Origin of the sequence: Streptomyces sp. NPDC127190 (genome assembly GCF_042672505.1) — a bacterium.
Taxonomy (GTDB): Bacteria; Actinomycetota; Actinomycetes; order Streptomycetales; family Streptomycetaceae; genus Streptomyces.
On record NZ_JBHXVE010000007.1, the window covers coordinates 13,005 to 32,369 of the forward strand.

Here is a 19,365-nt window from a genome sequence, read left to right on the forward strand (position 1 = left end):
AGGCGGAAGCGGGAGGCAGGAAGCAGTGAGCAGCAGCAACCGGAAGGAGCAGCCGATCATGCCCACCACCGTCGTCATCACCGGCGCCAGCGCCGGGGTCGGCCGGGCCACCGCCCGGCTGTACGCCCGCCGCGGGGCGAACGTCGTGCTGGTCGCGCGCGGCGAGGGCGGGCTGCGGGCGGCGGCCGACGAGGTCGCGGCCCTCGGCGGCCGGCCCCTGGTGCACCCCGCCGACGTGGCCGACCCCGAGCAGACCGAGGCCGTCGCCCGGGCCGCCGAGCAGGAGTTCGGGCCCATCGACGTCTGGGTCAACTGCGCGTTCTGCACCGTGTTCGCGCCGTTCGAGGAGATCAGCGCCGAGGAGTTCCGGCGGGTCACCGAGGTCACCTACCTCGGCTTCGTCAACGGCACCCGCTCCGCCCTCGCCCGTATGCTGCCCCGCGACCGGGGCACGATCGTGCAGGTCGGCTCCGCGCTCGGCGAGCGGTCCATCCCGCTCCAGTCGGCCTACTGCGGCGCCAAGCACGCCATCAACGGCTTCACCTCCGCCCTGCGCACCGAACTCCTGCACCGCGGCAGCAAGGTGCACGTCACCGTCGTCCAGCTGCCCGCCGTCAACACCCCCCAGTTCGACTGGGTGCGCTCCCGGCTGTCCCGGCACCCCATGCCGGTGCCGCCGATCTACCAGCCGGAGGTCGCCGCGCGCGGTGTGCTGTACGCCGCCGACCATCCGCGCCGCAAGCAGTACTACGTCGGCGCGAGCACGGTCGCCACCATCTGGGCCAACCGGTTCGCCCCGGCCCTGCTCGACCGCTATCTGGCCCGCACCGGCTTCGACTCCCAGCAGACCGGCCGCATCCCGCCCTCCGGCCTGGACAATCTCTTCGCCCCGGTCGACCGCGACCCCGCCGACGACCAGGGCGCCCACGGCGCCTTCGACGACAGCGCCCACGCCCGGTCCTGGCAGCAGACCCTGAGCCGGCACCCCGCCGCCACGGCCCTCGGCGCGGGCGCCGCCGCCCTCGGCACCCTCGCCACGGTCCGCCGCCTGACCTCCCGGTCCGCCTAGGCTGACGCCGTGCGTCTGCTCCTGATGTCCGACACCCACCTGCCGAAACGCGCCAAGCGGCTCCCCGAGCAGCTGCTCGCCGAGCTCGAGCGGGCGGACGTCGTGTTCCACGCCGGGGACTGGGTCGACACCGCCACGCTCGACCTGCTGGAGAGCCGCAGCCGCCGACTGGTCGGCGTGTACGGCAACAACGACGGCCCCGAGCTGCGCGCCCGGCTGCCCGAGGTGGCCCGCGCCGAACTGGGCGGGCTGCGCTTCGGCGTGGTGCACGAGACCGGCCCCGCCCAGGGCCGGGAGGCCCGCTGCGCCGACCGCTTCCCCGACCTGGACGTCCTCGTCTTCGGCCACAGCCACATCCCCTGGGACACCACCGCCCCCGGCGGGCTGCGGCTGCTCAACCCCGGCTCCCCGACCGACCGCCGCCGCCAGCCGCACTGCACCTATCTGACGGCCACCGTCGCCGACGGCACCCTCGCGGACGTCACCCTGCACCGGCTGCCCCCGCGCCGACCGGCCCCCATGCGATGATCACCGGGTGACGATCAGCTCCGGCATACCCGATGTCGTACCCGCCGGCCGGCTCGCCGCCGGCGCCCAGCCCGTGCTGGCGTTGCCCGACGGCCGCTGCCTGCGCCCCTGGAGCCTCGACGACGCCGACGCGGACGCCCTGCTCACCGCCGGGCAGGACCCGGACATCAGCCGGTGGAACCTCTTCACCGTGAGCAGCCGAGCCGAGGCCCGGGCGCGCATCGAGCGGATCCACGCGCGCCGGCAGGCCGAGACCGGGGCGGTCTGGGCCATCGCCCCGTCCGGCGGCGCGGCCGTCGGACTCGCCGGGCTGAACGACGTCGACCTGGCCGGCGGCACCGCCGAGGTCTTCTACTGGGTGCTGCCCGAGGCACGCGGCGGCGGCCTCGCCGTCGCGGCCGCCCGGCGGCTCAGCCACTGGGCCCTCACCGACCTGGGCCTGCACCGGCTCACCCTGTGCCACTCCACGGCCAACACCGCCTCCTGCCGGGTGGCCGAGAAGGCCGGGTTCGGCTACGAGGGCACCCAGCGCAGCGCCCTGCTGCACGCCGACGGCTGGCACGACCAGCACCTGCACGGGCGCGTGGCCGGAGATCCCTGGTAACGCACAGGGGCATGGCCGGTCCCGGGTGGTACCCGTGGGGCATGGCTCACACAGCGGCAACCCTGCTGAGGCGCGCGGTGCGTCCCCCGACCCGCGCCGGTTCCCCCTCCACGGTCCTTCTCGTCATGTGCGCCGGTTACTTCCTGGTGCTGCTCGACGTGACGATCGTCAACGTCGCCCTGCCCGCCATCGGCTCCGGGCTCGGCACCGGCGTCGGCGGACTCCAGTGGGTGGTCGACGGCTACGCGCTGACCCTGGCCTCGCTGATGCTGACCAGCGGCACGGCCGGGGACCGGTACGGCCACCGGCGGGTCGTGCTGGCCGGCTTCGCCGTGTTCGGTGCCGGATCGCTGGGCTGCGGCCTCGCCCCGGGGGTGCCCGTCCTGGTCGCCGCCCGGGTGGTGCAGGGCCTCGGCGCCGCCCTGCTGCTGCCCGGCTCCCTGGCGATCATCGGCCGCGCCTTCCCCGACTCCGCCGAACGGGCCCGCGCGATCGGTGTCTGGGCGGGCATCGGCAGCCTCGCCCTGCCCGCCGGCCCGCTGCTCGGCGGCGCCCTCACCGACGGCCTGGGCTGGCGGGCGATCTTCCTGGTCAACGTGCCGATCGTGCTGCTCGCCCTGGTCTGGTCCCTCGCCGTCGTCCGGGAGAGCCGGGACGAAGCGGCCCCGCCGCTCGACCTGCCCGCCCTGGTGCTCGGCGGCCTGGGCCTGCTGTCCACCACCTACGCCTTCATCGAGGGCGGCCGACCGGGGGCCACGGCACCGCGGGTGCTCGCGGCCGTGGTGGTCGCCCTGGCCGCGCTGACGGCCCTCGTCGTGGCCGAGCGGCGCCGCGGCGACACCGCGATGATCCCCCCGGCCCTGGTGCGCCGCCCGGCGTTCGGCGCGGCCAACATCACCGCGGGGATCATGAACCTGTGCACGCTGGGCACGCTGTTCGTGCTGACCCTGTTCCTTCAGTCGGTGCAGCACCGGTCGGCGTTCCAGGCCGGTCTCGCGGTGCTCCCCCTGTTCCTGCCGCTCGCCGTGTTCGCGCTGCTCGGCGGGCGGATCACCAGCAGGATCGGGGCGCGGCTGCCGGCCGTGGCCGGGCTGCTCGTGGCCGCGGCCGGGCTCGCCCTGCTGACCCGGGCCACGGCCGGCACCGGCTATCCGCTGCTGCTGGCCGCGTTCCTGCTGTGGGGGATCGGCTGCGGGCTGCTGACGCCCGCGGTGGTCGCCGCCGCGATCGCCGCCGTACCCGGCGAACGGTCGGGGCTGGCGTCGGCCGTCAACAACACCGCCCGGCAGACCGGGGGTGCGATCGGGATCGCGGTGGCCGGGGCGATGGCGGGCGCGCCGACGGCCGAGGGGCGGTTCCTGTGGGGGTTCCACGCGGTGGCGCTGGGGTCCGCGTGCCTGTACGCGGTCGCCGCGGTGCCGGCCGCTCGGCTGCTGCCCGGGTCGGTCCGGCACTGAGCCAAGGGCCGGCCGTGCCACGCGCCTCGCGCTCAGGGCGGGGCGGGGTGGTGGATGGCCCCCGCGGTCCCGGTCAGCGGCGCCCCGCTGCCGCCCCAGCGCAGGGCGACGATCTCCGCCGCGACCGACACGGCCACCTCCTCCGGCGTCCGGGCGCCGAGGTCCAGCCCGAGCGGCGAGCGCAGCCGGGACAGCTCGTCCTCGCCGAGTCCCGCCGCGACCAGCCGCTCCCAGCGCTCCGCGTGGGTACGGCGGCTGCCCATCGCCCCGACATAGGCGGCCGGCCGGCGCAGCGCCTCCAGGAGCAGCGGCACATCGAACTTGGGGTCGTGGGTGAGCACACAGATCACCGTGTGCTCGTCGGTGACCGTGGCCCGCAGATAGCGGTGCGGCCAGTCCACGACGACCTCCGTGCCCGGCGGGAAGCGCTTCGGCGTGGCGAAGACCGCACGGGCGTCGCACACGGTGACCCGGTAGCCGAGGAAGTCGCCGAGGCGCGCCACCGCGGCCGCGTAGTCGATGGCGCCGAACACCAGCATGCGCGGCGGCGGCGCGAAGGACTGGAGGAAGAGCGTGACCTCGTCCTCGCGGCGCTCCCCGCGCGGCCCGTAGTGCCGCAGCACCGAGGCGCCGAGGGCCAGCTCGCCGCGCGCGTCGGCGGTGACGGCGACATCGAGGCCGCGCGTGCCGAGCGTGCCGTACACGCTGTCCGGCCACACCGCGAGGGTGGATCCGCGCGGGGCGGGACCGTCGACCACGGTGGCCAGGGTGACCGGCTCGCCGGTGCGCACCGACGCGGCGACCGCGCCGAACGCGCGGTCCGTGGCCGGGGTCACCGGCCGTACCAGCACGGTGATCTCGCCGCCGCAGGTCAGCCCGACCGCGAAGGCGTCCTCGTCGCTGTAGCCGAAGGTCGCCAGACGGGCCGCGCCGCTCGCCACGACCTCCTGGGCCAGCTCGAACACCGCCCCCTCCACACAGCCGCCGGACACGCTGCCCACGACCTCGTCGCCGGGGCCCACCGCCATGGCGGCGCCGGGCCCGCGTGGCGCGCTGCGGCTCACCGCGACGACGGTGGCGAGCCCGAACGGGAGCCGGGCCGCGTACCAGCGTTCCAGCGTCGGCAGGATCTCACGCACGCTCGGCTCCTTCCCGCGGGGCCAGGTCTCCATCGTCCCGCGCACCACCGCCGGCCGCTCGGACGGGCGGGTGCGGGCGGGGGACCGGTCAACTTACTGGAGAGTCAGAAAGTATTGACTGCCTCCGGGCGGGCACCGGACTGTAGTGGACATGCCGAATATTCGGGTGCGTGTACTGGCTGTACTGGTCATCCTCTGTGGATTCCTGACGGTGACGGGCAGCGGGTCCGCCACCGCCGCCCCCGCCGACTCCCTCTGGTTCGACGGCACTCGACTGACCGTGAGCGACGGCCGTTTCACCGACGGCCAGGGCCGCGAGGTCGTCCTGCGCGGCTACAACGTCTCCGGCGAGACCAAACTGGAGGAGAACGGCGGTCTGCCCTTCGCCTCGGCCGCCGACGCCAGGAAGTCCGCGACCGCGCTGCGTGCCCTCGGCGGCGGCAACGCGGTCCGCTTCCTGCTCTCCTGGGCGCACGCCGAGCCCGCCCGCGGCCAGGTCGACACCGCCTATCTGGCCGCCGTCACCGAGCAGATCCGCGCCTTCCTGGACGCGGGTATCCGCGTCTACCCCGACTTCCACCAGGACCTGTACGCCCGCCACCTGTTCGGCCCGGGCAGCTGGTACACCGGCGACGGTGCCCCCGGGTGGGCGGTCGACGCGGGGAACTACCCGAAGGAATCCTGCGGGATCTGTCTCTTCTGGGGCCAGAACATCACGCAGAACGCCGCCGTGCAGCAGGCGCAGCACGACTTCTGGCACAACGCGTACGGCCTCCAGGACGCCTTCCTCGCCACCGCCCAGACCACCATGGCGTATCTGCGCGGGCATCTGACCGACGACGAGTTCGCGGGCGTCGTCGGGTTCGACCCGTACAACGAGCCCTACGCGGGCACCTACGACTCGGGGCAGGCCTCGCGCACCTGGGAACGCGATCTGCTGTGGCCGTTCTACGTGCGGTTCCGCGCCCGGATGGACGCCGCCGGCTGGCAGGACAAGCCCGCGTTCGTGGAGCCGAACCTGTTCTGGAACGCCAACATCTCCACCCAGAAGCAGGAGGGCGGCCTGCTGGACGCGGGCACGCTCGGCCCGCGCTATGTCCTCAACACCCACTTCTACGACCAGAAGGCCATCTCCGGCGTCCTGATGTGGGGCAAGGCCGCCGACGGCCAGTACGCCGCCGACTTCACCGCGATCCGCGACCGCGCCACGGCCGCCGGCACCGCCGCCCTGGTCAGCGAGTTCGGGCACCCGCTGTCCGGCACGGTCTCCGACAAGGCGCCCACCGTCCTCAAGGCCATGTACCAGGCGCTCGACTCCCGCCTTCCCGGAGCGAACTGGTGGTCGGACCCGGCGCACTCCGGGCCGGTGCTCTCCGGCACCCAGTGGCAGTGGGACCTCTACAGCGGCCGGCACCACGAGCCGATGAACGGCAACCCCGACAAGGTGCTCACCTCCGGCGACGCCTGGAACGACGAGGACCTCTCCGCCGTACGACTGGACGACTCCGGGAACGCCACCCTGCGCCAGGACGCCCGGCTCCTCGACCGCCTCTACCCGAGCGCCACCGCCGGCACCGCCCTGGCCTTCACCTACGAGGACCGCTCCCGCGACGGCTCCGCCACCCTCACCTGGAACCCGGTGCCGTCCACCCTGCCGAACGTGGCGAGGCTCGTGGGCTCCGGCCGGTACGGGCTGCTGGTGTGGCGGTCCGGCAGCGGCACCGCCCCCACCGAACTGCACCTCCCGGCGTCCTTCCCGACCGCCTCCACCACCGTCGTCTCCGACCTGGGCACGGTGTACGCACCCCCCGCGTACACCGCCGGCACCCCGGTCGGCGTGGCCCCGGAACCGGGCGGCACCGGCAGCCGCCGGCTGCTGCTCACCGACCGGGACTCCGGCACGCTGCACTACGCGCTGGTGACCGACGGGGCGACCGCGCCCTCGGCGGAGCTGCTGACCGCGGCCCGCACCGAACTGGACGCGTGGGCGGCGGCGCACTTCTGACCCGGGGCGCGGTCGCCGTGGCCGGTGGACGGACCGTACGGCCTCCGGGCGAGTGGGGCGTCCCGGAGGCCGTACGGTGCTCAGCGGGTCCTAGGGGGTCCTCAACTCCCCTGCGGACCGGTCCAGTCGGCCGGCACATGGCCGAGCCGGACGCGCTGCGGGTGGTCGCCGACCGGCACGGAGAGGACCTTCTGGCCGGTGGCGAAGTCGATGGCCGTGATCCGGTCGGCACCGGCCTCGGAGATGACGCAGTCCCGGCCGTCGCCGCTCACGGTCGCCCAGTACGGTGTGGACGCGGTGATCAGCGGGCCGACGTCGAAGGAGGCCCGGTCCACCACGGTGGCGTAGTTGTCCATCGTCCCGGCGACACACAGCTTGGTGCCCTCCGGGTTCATGGAGATGCCGTGGTGGCGCGAGTCCAGCAGCCAGGTGGTGCGGTCCGTGCTGGTCGCCGGGTTCTCCGGCAGCGTCTTCACCCGGGTGATCTTGTCGGTGGCGACGTCGTACTCGAGGAAGCCGTTGAAGAACGACACCTGGAAGTAGAGCTTCGACCAGTCGGGACTGAAGGCGGCCGGCCGTACCGCGTCGGAGAAGTCCTTCAGCCCGGCCGCGTCCAGGCGCTGCCGCATGTCGATGGTTCTGACCTGCTTGTACGTCGTCGCGTCCACCACGGTGATATGGCGGTCGCCCTTGGTCCAGTCCCAGCCGGGGGCGTCCAGCGAGGTGGTGACCTCGCCGATGGACATGTTCCAGATGTACCTGCCGCCGTCGGTGAAGAAGTTCTCGTGCGGCTTGTCGCCGGTGCCGAACTCCCCGAGTTCCTTCCCCGTACGGATGTCCAGCACCTGCACCTTGTTCGCGGTGGAGGCGGAGACCGCGACCCGGGTGCCGTCGGGGGAGACGGCCATGTGGTCGGCGCGGTAACCGGCCACCGGGAAACGCCAGTTGACGGTGTCGGTGGCCAGGTCGATGGAGACCACGTCGGCGAAGCTGGGCCGGGAGACGACCACCGACCTGCCGTCCGGCGTGGAGTACATGTCGTCCACGTACTGGTCGTGGCCCTCGCCGACCTGGTCGCGGATGGAGGTGTAGTAGATCCACTTGATCGGGTCGGCCTTGATCTCCGCCAGCCGCTGGTCCTTGTCCGGTACGACATCGATCCGGCCGATCTTCGCGAAGCCGCCGGAGGAGGCGACGACATCGGCGGTGCCGTCCCAGTTGTTGCCGACGAACAGCACCTCGCGCAGGCCGCCGGACGGGTCCGACGCGGCGGCGGAGGCGGCGGTCGCCGGAGCGGCGACCGTCAGGACGAGGGCGGCGGCCATGGAGCACAGGTGCCTGGTTCTGGGGGCAGGCATGACTGCTCTCTCTTTCCTCGGGGAGGGGAGCTGAACGCACGTGCTTTCACAGCGAACTTACTGAAAAGTAAGGAAGGAGGGGGCCTCTCGACAAGACGTGTGCACGACCGCTGCTCCCGGGGTGCGGCGGTCGTTCGGCGCGCGGGAGCGGCCCGGAGCTGGTCTGCTGGTTCTGGGGCCCACTTTTCCGCTTCTCCGGGAGACACGAGATGAGCGTCTATCGAGTCGCGCAGGTGGCGACGGCGGGCGGTCCGTTCGAGCTGGTGGAACGGGACATACCCCGGCCGGGGCCGGGAGAGGTGCGGATCCGCGTGGAGGCGTGCGGGATCTGCCACAGCGACGCGTTCTTCGTGAACGCCGGGCTACCTGGCGTCACCTTTCCGGCGGTGCCCGGGCACGAGATCGCCGGGCGGATCGAGGAGCTGGGCGAGGGCGCCGAGGGCCGAGGGTGGCAGGCCGGCGACCGGGTGGCGGTCGGCTGGTTCGGCGGCGCGTGCGGCCACTGCCGGTCCTGCCGGCGCGGCGACTTCGTGATGTGCGCGAACCTGAAAGTGCCCGGCTGGGCCTACGACGGTGGCTTCGCCGAGCAGGTGGTCGCGCCCCTCGACGCGCTGACCCGGATCCCCGACGCGCTGTCCGCGGTCGACGCGGGCCCCATGGCCTGCGCCGGTGTCACCGTGTACAACGGGCTGCGGCTCAGCCCCGCCCGGCCCGGCGACCTGGTCGCCGTACTGGGTCTGGGCGGCCTCGGCCATCTCGCGGTGCAGTACGCGGCCGCGATGGGCTTCGAGACCGTCGCCATCGCCCGGGGCCCCGAGAAGGGCGACTTCGCCAAGCAGCTCGGCGCCCACCACTATGTCGACAGCACCTCCGGGACCCCGGTCGCCGAGGCGCTTCAGTCGCTCGGCGGCGCCGAGGTCGTGCTCGCCACCGCCGGCAGCTCCGAGGCCATCTCCGCCACCGTGGACGGGCTCGCCCCGCGCGGGCAGCTGGTGGTCATCGGCGCGGACACGGAACCGCTGGGCGTGAGCCCGGTCCAGCTGATCATGGCGGGCCGGACGCTGCGCGGTCACGCGTCCGGCACCGCGCAGGACGTCGAGGACACCATGGCCTTCAGCGCCCTGCACGGCATCCGCCCGATGACCGAGCCCCTGCCGCTGGACGCGGTGGCCGAGGCCTACCAGAAGATGCTCGCCGGCGCCGCCCGCTTCCGCATGGTCCTCACCCCGGCCTGACCGGGCCGTAGAGCGCGGTCCCCTCTGGCTGACCTGGTCGGCGACGCCAGGGATGGGGGCCATCGGCGAGCGGGTGCGGCTGACCTGGTCGGCGGGGCCGGCAGGCGGGGACGTCGGCGGCCTTACTGGCCGATGGCGTGCGGCCTAGTTGCCCAGTGGGTCCGCTGCCGCCCGTGCCGCCGTCCTTCCGCTGCCGCGCGGGCCAGTATCCGGCGGCATGGCGGTCGCCCCTGGCTGATCTGGTCGGCCACGCCGGAGGCGCGGGCGTCGGCGGCCGTGGGCGGTTTCAGGCGGCCAGGCGGTTCACCGCCGCCAGGACCGCCGTGGCGCCGTCCTCGGCGCGGATGCGGGTGGCCAGGGTTCGGGCGCGGTCGCGGTGTCGCGGTTCGCGGGTGGCCCGGGCCAGGGCTGTGGCGAGGGTGTCCGCCGTGAGGCAGCGCAGCGGTACGGCGTCCGGTGCGACGCCGAGGGCGACCAGCCGCGCGGACCAGAAACCGGCGTCGAACTGCACCGGCACCGGCACGGCCGGCACCCCGGCGCGCAGGCCCGCGGCCGTCGTGCCCGCCCCCGCGTGATGCACCACGGCGGCCATCCGGGGGAACAGCAGGGAGTGCGGTACGTCGCCGATGCAGAGCATGTCGTCGCCGTCGGCGGCGAGCCCGGCCCAGCCGCGCTGGATCACCCCGCGCAGCCCGGCCCGCCGCAGCGCCGCGACCACCCGGGCGCTGAGCCGGCCGGCGTTGGGCACGGTGGCACTGCCCAGCCCGACGAACACCGGTGGCGGCCCGGCGTCGAGGAACTCCTCGAGCTGCTGCGGGAGTCGGCTGTCCGGGGTGTCGTACGGCCACCAGTAGCCGCTGACCTCGAGTCCGGGCCGCCAGTCGCGGGGCCGCGGGACCACCGACGGACTGAAACCGTGCTGCACCGGCCAGTGCCGCCGCTCCCGGGCGCGGCGCGCGGCACCGGGGCGCAGCGCGGGCAGGCCCAGCCGGGCCCGCACCTCGGGCACGGCGGCCGCGAAGATGCGCTCCACGGCGAGGCCCACCCCGTGCCCGGCGACCCGGTTGACCGCCGCCCCCCAGTTGCCGTGACCGAGCACCGGGGGAGCGAACTCCCGGGTGGCGGCGAGGGGTTGGAGATAGACGCCCATGCTGGGCAGTCGGAGCCCCTCGGCGATGGTGTGCCCCAGCGGGGCGAGCGACGCCGACAGCAGCAGGGCGTCGCTCTCCCGGGCCGCGGCCAGCAGATCGTCCGTCATCCGACCGACCAGCCGCCGCGCCATCTCCACGATCCGGACCAGCTTGCCGGCCCCGCTCGCGCTGCGGTGCAGGCCCCGCCCCTGAGGCGACTCCAGCTCCGCCCGCGGATCCACCGGCAGCGGGTGGAACCGTACGCCGGACCCCGCGACGAGCGGCGCGAAACGGCCGTGGGTGACCAGGGTGACCTCGTGGCCGGCCAGGGCGAGCCGGTGCCCCAGCCCGGTGTAGGGGGCGACGTCACCCCGGGAACCCGCCGTCATGATCGCAACACGCACGGCCACCAGTATGGCGCCGGTGCTCCCGCAGCGCCCCGAACAACCCGCGAATCAGGCCGACTTCACCCCTGTCGCAGCCGTTGACTTCCCCCTCGGCCGGCTCTACCGTCGGCGCGGAGTTTGTTCGATGAGTCGATATCCGTTCGAAATCCCGGTCAGTGTTGAGTCCGTCCCGCACACGGAGGCACCGATGTACCGCCCGCCCCGACCCGTCGCCGTGCGCGCACTCGTCCTCGCGCTGACGGCGGTGGCCGCCCTGCTCTTCGCCCAGCCCGGCCCGGCGCAGGCGGCGACGGACCGTCAGATCCCGGTGCCCACCGCCCCCATGGGCTGGGCCTCCTGGAACAGCTTCGCCTCCAAGATCGACTACAACGTCATCAAGCAGCAGACCGACGCCTTCGTCGCGGCCGGCCTCCCCGCCGCCGGCTACCGCTACGTCAACATCGACGAGGGCTGGTGGCAGGGCGCCCGGGCCGCCGACGGCTCCATCACGGTCGACACCGCCGAGTGGCCGGGCGGCATGAGCGCCATCGCCGACTACATCCACAGCAAGGGCCTGAAGGCCGGCATCTACACCGACGCCGGCAAGAACGGCTGCGGCTACTACTACCCGACCGGCCGCCCCGCCGCCCCGAACACCGGCAGCGAGGGCCACTACGACCAGGACATGCTCCAGTTCTCGAAGTGGGGCTTCGACTTCGTCAAGGTCGACTGGTGCGGCGGCGACGTCGAGGGGCTGGACCCGGCGACGACGTACAAGGCGATCAGCTCCGCCGTCGCCAAGGCGGCCGCCGCCACCGGCCGCCCGCTCACCCTCTCGGTCTGCAACTGGGGCAAGAAGAACCCGTGGAACTGGGCCCCCGGCCTCGCCCCCATGTGGCGCACCAGCACCGACATCGTCTACTACGGCAACACGCCGTCGCAGACGAACATGCTGTCCAACTTCGACCAGGCCCTGCACCCGGCCGCCCAGCACACCGGGTACTACAACGACCCGGACATGCTGATGGTCGGCATGCCCGGCCTCACCGCCGCCCAGAACCGCACCCACATGGCCCTGTGGGCGATCTCCGGCGCCCCGCTGCTGGCCGGCAACGACCTCGCCACCATGTCCGGCGAGACGGCGGACATCCTGAAGAACCCGGAGGTCGTCGCCGTCGACCAGGACCCGCGCGGCCTCCAGGGTGTCAAGGTCGCCGAGGACACCACCGGCCTCCAGGTCTACGGCAAGGTCCTCGCCGGCACCGGCAACCGCGCCGTCGTCCTGCTCAACCGCACCTCCGCCGCGCACGACATCACCGTGCGCTGGTCCGACCTCGGCCTGACCGGCGCCACGGCGGCCGTGCGCGACCTGTGGGCCCGGCAGAACACCGGCTCCTACGCCACGAGTTACACCACCAGCGTCCCGGCGGGCGGCTCGGTGCTGCTCAAGGTGACCGGCACGGAGGCGGCGAGCGCCGACTACAGCGCCGCTTCCGCAGGCCGGTACACCGGCGTGGGCGCCGCGAGCACCGGCGTGCACCTGGTCGACATCGCCTACACCAACACCGCCGCCACGGCCGTGACCGGCACCCTCCAGGTGAACGGCCAGACCCCGACGACGGTGTCCTTCCCGCCCACCGGCGCCACGCCGGGCACGGTCTCGGTGCAGGTGCACCTGACCAAGGGCGGCGCCAACTCCCTCGTGTTCACCGGCGGTCCCGCCCTCGGCACCCTCACCGTCCGCCCGCTGCCCGGCACCTACGGCACCCTGCTGACCGGAAAGCAGTCCGGCCGCTGCGCCGACGTCTACGACAACACCCTCACCAACGGCACCCAGGCCGAACTGTGGGGCTGCAACGGCGGCGCCAACCAGGCCTGGACGTACACCGCCCGCAAGGAACTCGTCGTCTACGGCGACAAGTGCCTCGACGCCTACAACCGCGGCACCGCCAACGGCACCAAGGTGGTGATCTGGGACTGCAACGGCCAGGACAACCAGCAGTGGACCCGGGGCTCCGACGGCACCTTCACCAACGTCCACGCGGGACTGTGCCTGGACGCCTATGGCGCGGGCACCGCCGACGGCACCTCGCTCGTGCTGTGGAGCTGCAACGGCGGGGACAACCAGAAGTGGTCCCTGACCTGAACTGACCTGACCCGGGGGACCGCTCCCTCAGACTCCGAGCTGCCGGGCGGCGGCCGTCACGGTCTGCTCCAGCAGCGTGGCGATCGTCATCGGACCCACGCCGCCCGGCACCGGAGTGATCAGCGAGGCCCGCTCCACGGCCGAGTCGAAGTCGACGTCACCGACGTTCCCGGGGTTGTATCCGGCGTCGATCACCACCGCCCCGGGCTTGATGTCCTGGCCGCGGATCAGCCGCGGCCGTCCCACCGCGGCGACGACGATGTCCGCCTCCCGGACCGCCGCCGACAGATCCGCCGTCCGCGAGTGGCAGTACGTCACGGTCGCGTCCCGGGCCAGCAGCAGCATGCCCACCGGCTTGCCGAGGATCGCGCTGCGGCCCACCACCACGGCCCGCTTGCCGGCCGGGTCGACGCCGTACTCGTCCAGCAGCCGCAGGATGCCGCCCGGCGTGCAGGAGACGAAGCCCGGCAGACCGAAGCTCATCGTGGCGAAGGAGGCGAAGGTGACTCCGTCGACGTCCTTCTCCGGCGCGATCGCCTCGAAGGCGGCCCGCTCGTCGATGTGTGCGCCGACCGGGTGCTGGAGCAGGATGCCGTGCACGAGCGGGTCGGCGGACAACTCCCGCAGGGTCGCGACGAGTTCGGCGGTCGTCGTGGCGGCGGGCAGCTCCACGTGCCGGGACTGTATGCCGGCCTTGCGGCAGCGGTTCTGCTTCATCCGCACGTAGGTCACGGACGCCGGGTCCGCGCCGACCAGCACGGTCGCCAGACAGGGCGCGGTACCGGTGCGTGCGGTGAGGTCGGCGGCCCGCTTCGCGGTGTCCTCCACGATGCGGCGGGCGAGGGCGGTTCCGTCCATGAGACGGGCCTGGGTCATGCGGCACTCCTGAGCTGTTCGGCATCTGCTCGCCCAGGCGCACGGCATCCACGGTCACGGGCCGCTCCCCGGTGGTGCTCCACCTCAGCGCCAGTCACGGCCCGGGGGACAGCGTAACCGACGGCGCGTACGGCCCCCGGCCTCGCGGTTCCGTGCGCAACGGTCCGCCGCCCGCAGCACCGACCGGAGCAGAGCGGTCCAGCGGGTCTGGCCCACCGCCGCCCGTGCCGAGAAGGTCCAGGTCAGCCGGGAGGTGACCTGGACCCTCGCGGTCCTCCTTCCGCAGCCCGTCCGGCCGGGGGCGTGCCTAGCCCTCCGCATCCCAGGCCTGGATCAGCAGCTGATCGGCGATCTTGCCGTCGCGCAGCGTGATCATCGACTCGGCGATGACACGGGTGCCGTCGGCGTACTCGCAGGACTCGCTGAAGGCGGCGTGGTCGCCCTGGACGACACACTGCTCCAGCTTGTGCGTCATGTCGCGGCTGTAGACGTCGTTCAGCAGCTCGGCGATCTGGTTCCGGCCTTGCAGGACGGTGGGGTTGCTGGGCTGGTGGTCGCGGTCGACGATGCGGATCTTCGCATCGTCCGCATAGAGCGCCAGCAGCGTGTTCCCGGTGTTGCCCTCGATGCCCTTGCGCAGTGTGTCGGCGTTGAAGGCGGATCCTGTTGTGGTGCCCATGGTGACCTCCGTCAGGCGTCCGCGGCCCGGCGAGGAGCCGGTCGCGCTGGCCCCACCTATGAGACTCCTCCGGCCCGGCGGCCCCGGCAAGCGCAGCCGCGGTGCTCCGCCTCACGGGTGAGCGCGGCCGGCGGACCGTGTCCGGGCGCGGCCCGCCGCCGTTGCTGAGGGCATGATGTCAACACGACGTATCGTCGCCGCCCTCGGTCTCGCCGCCGGGGTCACCGGCCTCGCCGCACCGCTCGCCCAGGCGGCTCCGGACTCCGGGCAGATCAACCCCATGGCCGTGCTCGACTCGCTGACCGTCAGCGACATCCCCGCGCAGCACAAGGCCGAGGTACCCCGGGTCTCCGAGCAGGTGCGGCCGCTGAACCAGCTCAGCGAGCTGAACCGGCTGAGCGAGCTGCACCAGGTCACCGACCTCGTCGCCCCGGTGACCGGCCTGCTGCCGGCCGTGCAGGCCTGAACCGCCGGAGCGCAGCCGAGGGCCGTCCCCGAGCGGGGCGGCCCTCAGTGCTGTCGTCCCCTTCCGTAGCCGCCGCTCAGCGCCGGCCAGTCCCGGCACAGGGCGAGGACGGACGACGTGGCACCACCCTCGGGGAGGCAGCCGCGCAACCCGCGGCCGAGGACGTCCTCCGCGCCCAGTTCCAGCCACACCCGCACCCCGTCCCGGTACAGCAGGCCGGCCGCCTCCGCGCACCGGGCCGGGGCGCCCGCCAGCCAGAACTCCGGATCCGCCGTCTCGACGCCCACCGGGCGGCCGGTGCGGTCGGAGATCAGCGGGACCCGTGGCGGGCGGGGCCGGAGGGTGGCGAGCGTACGGCCGTAGGCGCCGAGGATCCCGGCGGTACGGCCGGAGTGCGGCGCCGGGCCGGGGCGGCCGTCCAGCAGCCGGGCCAGGGTGCCGACCGCGTGACAGGCGTCCGCCAGCGTGAACACCCCGGCGGCGTACGCGGCGGCCATCCGCCCGGCCGCGTGGCCGAACACCACGTCCGGCCGGACCCCCCAGCCGCGCAGCAGCCGGTACTGCGCCGTCTGGAGCGCGAAGACCGCCGGACCGCTGTACGAGACCCGGTCCAGCAGCGCCGCCGTCCGGGTGCCGTCGGCCGCGAACATCACGGATTTCAGGGGGAGTTCGAGATACGGATCCAGGCGCGCGCAGATGTCGTCCAGGGCCGTGGCGAACTCCGGGAAGGCGGCGTGCAGTTCACGTCCCGCCCCGGGCCGCGGGGAGGCGCCGGCCGAGAACAGGAAGGCGGTACGTCCAGGGCGGCCGTCAGGGAGCATGCCCCCATTGAGGCACGGCCGGGCCGCGGGGACACACCAGGCAGATTCCCGCACCCTGCAAAAAGATTGTCATCATAGAATGGCCTTATTCGGTCAAATTCTTTCATCGTGGGGTCGTTGCCCGGTGTTCCTGCGGCCGGAAAGATCCACGATCACCGCCGTGGCCCGTGCCACCGCCCACCGGTCCCGCGTAGGGTCGGCAGCGCGAAGCCACACCGAAGGAAGGGACCAGGCCCATGGCGCAGCAAGTACGCGGCGTGATCGCACCGGGGAAGGGCGAGCCGGTGCGCATCGAGACGATCGTGGTGCCGGACCCCGGGCCCGGCGAGGCCGTCGTACGCGTGCAGGCCTGCGGTGTCTGCCACACCGACCTGCACTACAAGCAGGGCGGCATCTCGGACGACTTCCCCTTCCTCCTCGGCCATGAGGCCGCCGGCGTCGTGGAGTCGGTCGGCGAGGGCGTCACCGACGTGGCCCCGGGCGACTTCGTCATCCTCAACTGGCGTGCCGTGTGCGGTCAGTGCCGGGCCTGTCTGCGCGGCCGCCCCTGGTACTGCTTCAACACCCACAACGCCCGGCAGAAGATGACCCTCGCCGACACCGGCCGGGAACTCTCCCCGGCCCTCGGCATCGGCGCGTTCGCCGAGAAGACCCTGGTGGCCGCCGGACAGTGCACCAAGGTCGACCCGGCGGTCTCCCCGGCCGTCGCCGGACTCCTCGGCTGCGGGGTGATGGCCGGCATCGGCGCCGCGATCAACACCGGCAACGTCGGCCGCGGCGACTCGGTCGCCGTCATCGGCTGTGGGGGCGTCGGCTCCGCGGCCGTCGCCGGGTCGCACCTCGCCGGAGCGGCGAAGATCATCGCCGTGGACATCGACGACCGCAAGCTGGACAAGGCCCGCAGCCTCGGCGCCACCCACACCGTCAACTCCAAGGAGACCGACGCGGTCGCCGCGATCCGCGAGCTGACCGGCGGCTTCGGAGCCGACGTCGTCATCGAGGCCGTCGGCCGGCCCGAGACCTACCAGCAGGCCTTCTACGCCCGCGACCTGGCCGGCACCGTCGTCCTGGTCGGCGTCCCCACCCCCGAGATGAAGCTCGAACTGCCCCTCCTCGACGTCTTCGGCCGCGGCGGCGCGCTGAAGTCCTCCTGGTACGGCGACTGCCTGCCCTCCCGCGACTTCCCCATGCTGATCGACCTGCACCTCCAGGGCCGGCTGCCGCTCGACGCGTTCGTCACCGAGACCATCCGGCTGGACGAGGTGGAGCAGGCCTTCGAGCGGATGCACCACGGCGACGTGCTGCGCTCGGTGGTGGTGCTGTGATGGCCGCCCGCGTCGAACGCCTCGTCACCAAGGGCCAGTTCATCCTCGATGGCGGCACCTGGGACGTCGAGAACAACGTCTGGCTCGTCGGCGACGACCACGAGGTCGTCGTCATCGACGCCGCCCATGACGCGGAGGCCATCGCCCGCGCGGTCGGCGCCCGCCGGCTCACCGCGATCCTGTGCACCCACGCCCACAACGACCACGTCGACGCCGCCCCGGAACTCGCCGACCGCACCGGCGCGCTCATCTGGCTGCACCCCGACGATCTGCCGCTGTGGCGGATGACCCACCCCGACCGCGAGCCCGACCGGCATCTCCTCGACGGCCAGGTCTTCGAGGCCGCCGGCGCCGACCTGACGGTCCTGCACACCCCCGGACACGCCCCCGGCGCGGTCTGCCTGCACGACCCCGGCCTCGGCGTCGTCTTCACCGGCGACACCCTCTTCCAGGGCGGCCCCGGCGCCACCGGACGCTCCTACTCCCACTTCCCGACCATCATCGACTCGATCCGCGACCGGCTCCTCACCCTGCCGCCCGAGACCAAGGTCCTCACCGGCCACGGCGACTCCACCACCATCGGCGCCGAAGCCCCCCACCTGGAGGAATGGATCGCACGCGGCCACTGACACCACGCCGTCCGGCCTGCCAGGCGCGCGCCCGGACACCGCCGGACAGCGGTTCCGGGCCGTACCGTCGGCTCATCGGGTCGGCCACCACCCCTGAACCCTCACCCCGAGGCCGCCCCCAGCGCGTCCAGTACCCGCTGGGTGTCGGCCTCGGTGGTCCGCCAGTTGCTGAACGCGGCCCGCAGCCCCGGCACCCCGCTGTACACCGTCGGCGTCAGAAACGCCTCCCCGGTCGCGGCGACCGCCCGCGCCAGCTCCGCCACCCGCTTCTCGGTGGGGTCCTCGGCCAGGGTGAAGCAGACGACGTTGAGCCGCACCGGCGCCAGCAGCCGCAGCCCCGGCAGCGCGTCGACGCCCGCGCCCAGCCGGCGGGCCAGGGACACGTTCCGCTCCACGATCTCCCGGTGGCCGGCGCGCCCGTAGGCCACCAGCGAGAACCAGGCGGGCAGGGCCCGCAGCCGGCGGGAGTTCTCCGGGGTGAGATGCAGGAAGTCCGGCTCGCCGACGGGCAGCCCGAGGTACGGCGAGGCGTTGTGGAACACCGCCACCTGGAGATCCCGGCGCCGGGTGAACTGCACGGCCGCGTCATAGGGGACGTTGAGCCACTTGTGCAGGTCCACACAGACCGAGTCGGCCGCGTCGAGCCCGTCGACCAGCGCGGCGTACGCGGGGGACAGGGCGGCGAAGGCACCGAACGCCGCGTCCACGTGCAGCCAGAAGCGGTGCCGTTCCTTCAGCGCCGCGATCGCCCGCAGATCGTCGAAGTCGACGCTGTTCACCGTGCCCGCGTTCGCGACCACGATCGCCGGCCGGCCGTCCAGCTCGGCGAGCGCCGCCTCCAGTGCGGCCACGTCGACCGCCTCCCGGTTGCCCGGCAGCAGCGGCACCGGGCGCAGCCGGTCCCGGCCGATGCCCAGCACCGACATCGCCTTGGTGACGCTGGAGTGCGGGCTGCCGGAGAGGACGTCGACCGGGCCCAGCGCGGCCGCACCGGCCCGGGAGACGTCCACGCCCAGCTGCTCGCCGAGCCACTCCCGGCCGATCGCCAGCCCGACCGTGTTGGACGCGGTCGCGCCCGTGACGAACGCCCCGCTGTGCGCCTCGCTCAGCCCGAACAGCTCCCGCAGCCACGCCACGGTCTCCCGCTCCAGCTCACCCGCCCAGGAACCCCCGGCCCCCGACAGGTTCTGGTCGAACGCGGAGGTCAGCCAGTCGCCCGCGACCGAGGCGGGGGTCGCGCCCCCGGTGACGAAGCCCAGATAGCGGGGCCCCGCCGAACCGGAGAAGCCGGGCGCCCACCGCTCGGCGAACCGGGCCAGTGCGGCCTGGCCTCCCGCCCCCTCGTCCGGGAGGGATGCGCGCGCGGGCGGCGGGCCGGCCGCCACGACCGGCCGGGCAGCGAGCCCCACCGCCTCCTGGGCGGCGAAGTCACGGGCGGACTGGAGGAGTTCGGGAAGCCGGGAGAGATCGCCGGCGAGGTTGCGGTGCATGCGGCGCAGCGTAGACCGCGGA

At 73.5% G+C, this 19,365-nt stretch carries 17 protein-coding genes and 1 riboswitch; of the genes, 10 read left to right on the forward strand and 7 right to left on the reverse strand.

Going from position 1 to position 19,365, the window contains the following annotated elements; all coding sequences use genetic code 11:
• Positions 1-58 precede the first annotated feature (58 nt).
• Genes ACFVIU_RS13385 through ACFVIU_RS13400 form a run of 4 tightly spaced genes read left to right on the forward strand, consistent with a single transcriptional unit; the run spans position 59 to position 3,658 of the window.
• Positions 59-1,069, forward strand: coding sequence for an SDR family oxidoreductase (locus tag ACFVIU_RS13385; protein ID WP_385842492.1), 1,011 nt, complete (start codon positions 59-61; stop codon positions 1,067-1,069).
• Positions 1,070-1,078: 9 nt separating this feature from the next.
• Positions 1,079-1,597: a metallophosphoesterase family protein gene (locus tag ACFVIU_RS13390; RefSeq protein ID WP_385842493.1), complete on the forward strand. Its 519-nt coding sequence runs from the start codon at positions 1,079-1,081 to the stop codon at positions 1,595-1,597.
• A 13-nt stretch (positions 1,598-1,610) separates the two neighbouring features.
• Positions 1,611-2,201 carry a GNAT family N-acetyltransferase gene (locus tag ACFVIU_RS13395; RefSeq protein WP_385842787.1) on the forward strand — a complete coding sequence of 197 codons (591 nt, stop codon included), beginning with the start codon at positions 1,611-1,613 and terminating at the stop codon, positions 2,199-2,201.
• A 41-nt stretch (positions 2,202-2,242) separates the two neighbouring features.
• The gene (locus ACFVIU_RS13400) at positions 2,243-3,658 is read left to right on the forward strand and encodes an MFS transporter (RefSeq protein ID WP_385842494.1); all 1,416 of its coding nucleotides are present in this window, start codon (positions 2,243-2,245) and stop codon (positions 3,656-3,658) included.
• A gap of 32 nt (positions 3,659-3,690) precedes the next feature.
• Here ACFVIU_RS13400 and ACFVIU_RS13405 read toward each other — a convergent pair whose 3' ends face one another.
• Positions 3,691-4,797 carry an XdhC family protein gene (locus ACFVIU_RS13405; protein WP_385842495.1) on the reverse strand — a complete coding sequence of 369 codons (1,107 nt, stop codon included), beginning with the start codon at positions 4,795-4,797 and terminating at the stop codon, positions 3,691-3,693.
• Positions 4,798-4,948: 151 nt separating this feature from the next.
• Between ACFVIU_RS13405 and ACFVIU_RS13410 the strand changes: the two genes are divergently transcribed.
• A complete protein-coding gene (locus ACFVIU_RS13410; RefSeq protein WP_385842497.1) occupies positions 4,949-6,802 on the forward strand; it encodes a cellulase family glycosylhydrolase in 1,854 nt (617 codons plus the stop codon).
• Between the two features lie 101 nt (positions 6,803-6,903).
• On the opposite strand, the gene ACFVIU_RS13415 is transcribed toward ACFVIU_RS13410, so the two are convergent.
• Positions 6,904-8,160: a YncE family protein gene (locus tag ACFVIU_RS13415; protein ID WP_385842498.1), complete on the reverse strand. Its 1,257-nt coding sequence runs from the start codon at positions 8,158-8,160 to the stop codon at positions 6,904-6,906.
• A 209-nt stretch (positions 8,161-8,369) separates the two neighbouring features.
• On the opposite strand from ACFVIU_RS13415, the gene ACFVIU_RS13420 reads away from it, so the two are divergent.
• Positions 8,370-9,395 carry an alcohol dehydrogenase gene (locus tag ACFVIU_RS13420; protein ID WP_385842499.1) on the forward strand — a complete coding sequence of 342 codons (1,026 nt, stop codon included), beginning with the start codon at positions 8,370-8,372 and terminating at the stop codon, positions 9,393-9,395.
• A gap of 286 nt (positions 9,396-9,681) precedes the next feature.
• On the opposite strand, the gene ACFVIU_RS13425 is transcribed toward ACFVIU_RS13420, so the two are convergent.
• Positions 9,682-10,914 carry a glycosyltransferase gene (locus ACFVIU_RS13425; RefSeq protein ID WP_385842788.1) on the reverse strand — a complete coding sequence of 411 codons (1,233 nt, stop codon included), beginning with the start codon at positions 10,912-10,914 and terminating at the stop codon, positions 9,682-9,684.
• 205 nt (positions 10,915-11,119) lie between these two features.
• Between ACFVIU_RS13425 and ACFVIU_RS13430 the strand changes: the two genes are divergently transcribed.
• Positions 11,120-13,057, forward strand: a complete 1,938-nt coding sequence (locus ACFVIU_RS13430) for a ricin-type beta-trefoil lectin domain protein (RefSeq protein ID WP_385842500.1) — start codon at positions 11,120-11,122, stop codon at positions 13,055-13,057.
• A 27-nt stretch (positions 13,058-13,084) separates the two neighbouring features.
• Here the strand turns inward: ACFVIU_RS13430 and ACFVIU_RS13435 are convergent, their stop codons facing one another.
• Positions 13,085-13,933 (reverse strand): bifunctional 5,10-methylenetetrahydrofolate dehydrogenase/5,10-methenyltetrahydrofolate cyclohydrolase, encoded by an 849-nt coding sequence (locus ACFVIU_RS13435; protein ID WP_385842501.1) that lies wholly within the window; start codon positions 13,931-13,933, stop codon positions 13,085-13,087.
• A 24-nt stretch (positions 13,934-13,957) separates the two neighbouring features.
• Positions 13,958-14,041: riboswitch (ZMP/ZTP riboswitch) on the reverse strand.
• Between the two features lie 199 nt (positions 14,042-14,240).
• The gene (locus ACFVIU_RS13440) at positions 14,241-14,612 is read right to left on the reverse strand and encodes a nuclear transport factor 2 family protein (RefSeq protein WP_385842502.1); all 372 of its coding nucleotides are present in this window, start codon (positions 14,610-14,612) and stop codon (positions 14,241-14,243) included.
• A 172-nt stretch (positions 14,613-14,784) separates the two neighbouring features.
• On the opposite strand from ACFVIU_RS13440, the gene ACFVIU_RS13445 reads away from it, so the two are divergent.
• The gene (locus tag ACFVIU_RS13445; protein ID WP_385842503.1) at positions 14,785-15,078 is read left to right on the forward strand and encodes a hypothetical protein; all 294 of its coding nucleotides are present in this window, start codon (positions 14,785-14,787) and stop codon (positions 15,076-15,078) included.
• Positions 15,079-15,122: 44 nt separating this feature from the next.
• Here ACFVIU_RS13445 and ACFVIU_RS13450 read toward each other — a convergent pair whose 3' ends face one another.
• Positions 15,123-15,899 (reverse strand): acyltransferase domain-containing protein, encoded by a 777-nt coding sequence (locus ACFVIU_RS13450; protein WP_385842505.1) that lies wholly within the window; start codon positions 15,897-15,899, stop codon positions 15,123-15,125.
• Between the two features lie 236 nt (positions 15,900-16,135).
• Between ACFVIU_RS13450 and ACFVIU_RS13455 the strand changes: the two genes are divergently transcribed.
• A complete protein-coding gene (locus tag ACFVIU_RS13455; protein WP_385842506.1) occupies positions 16,136-17,224 on the forward strand; it encodes an S-(hydroxymethyl)mycothiol dehydrogenase in 1,089 nt (362 codons plus the stop codon).
• Entirely contained in the window at positions 17,224-17,853 is a 630-nt protein-coding gene (locus tag ACFVIU_RS13460; protein WP_385842508.1) for an MBL fold metallo-hydrolase, read from the forward strand. The genes ACFVIU_RS13455 and ACFVIU_RS13460 overlap by 1 nt, the downstream gene beginning before the upstream one ends.
• Positions 17,854-17,954: 101 nt before the next feature.
• Here ACFVIU_RS13460 and ACFVIU_RS13465 read toward each other — a convergent pair whose 3' ends face one another.
• Positions 17,955-19,343, reverse strand: a complete 1,389-nt coding sequence (locus ACFVIU_RS13465; RefSeq protein ID WP_385842509.1) for a pyridoxal phosphate-dependent decarboxylase family protein — start codon at positions 19,341-19,343, stop codon at positions 17,955-17,957.
• Between the last annotated feature and the right edge of the window lie 22 nt (positions 19,344-19,365).

Coding starts and splice junctions, on each gene's coding strand:
- ACFVIU_RS13385 (WP_385842492.1), top strand. CDS start 59: ATGCCCACCACCGTCGTCATCACCGGCGCCAGCGCCGGGGTCGGCCGG.
- ACFVIU_RS13400 (WP_385842494.1), top strand. CDS start 2,243: ATGGCTCACACAGCGGCAACCCTGCTGAGGCGCGCGGTGCGTCCCCCG.
- ACFVIU_RS13410 (WP_385842497.1), top strand. CDS start 4,949: ATGCCGAATATTCGGGTGCGTGTACTGGCTGTACTGGTCATCCTCTGT.
- ACFVIU_RS13415 (WP_385842498.1), bottom strand. CDS start 8,160: ATGCCTGCCCCCAGAACCAGGCACCTGTGCTCCATGGCCGCCGCCCTC.
- ACFVIU_RS13420 (WP_385842499.1), top strand. CDS start 8,370: ATGAGCGTCTATCGAGTCGCGCAGGTGGCGACGGCGGGCGGTCCGTTC.
- ACFVIU_RS13425 (WP_385842788.1), bottom strand. CDS start 10,914: ATGACGGCGGGTTCCCGGGGTGACGTCGCCCCCTACACCGGGCTGGGG.
- ACFVIU_RS13430 (WP_385842500.1), top strand. CDS start 11,120: ATGTACCGCCCGCCCCGACCCGTCGCCGTGCGCGCACTCGTCCTCGCG.
- ACFVIU_RS13435 (WP_385842501.1), bottom strand. CDS start 13,933: ATGACCCAGGCCCGTCTCATGGACGGAACCGCCCTCGCCCGCCGCATC.
- ACFVIU_RS13440 (WP_385842502.1), bottom strand. CDS start 14,612: ATGGGCACCACAACAGGATCCGCCTTCAACGCCGACACACTGCGCAAG.
- ACFVIU_RS13445 (WP_385842503.1), top strand. CDS start 14,785: ATGATGTCAACACGACGTATCGTCGCCGCCCTCGGTCTCGCCGCCGGG.
- ACFVIU_RS13450 (WP_385842505.1), bottom strand. CDS start 15,899: ATGCTCCCTGACGGCCGCCCTGGACGTACCGCCTTCCTGTTCTCGGCC.
- ACFVIU_RS13455 (WP_385842506.1), top strand. CDS start 16,136: ATGGCGCAGCAAGTACGCGGCGTGATCGCACCGGGGAAGGGCGAGCCG.
- ACFVIU_RS13460 (WP_385842508.1), top strand. CDS start 17,224: ATGGCCGCCCGCGTCGAACGCCTCGTCACCAAGGGCCAGTTCATCCTC.
- ACFVIU_RS13465 (WP_385842509.1), bottom strand. CDS start 19,343: ATGCACCGCAACCTCGCCGGCGATCTCTCCCGGCTTCCCGAACTCCTC.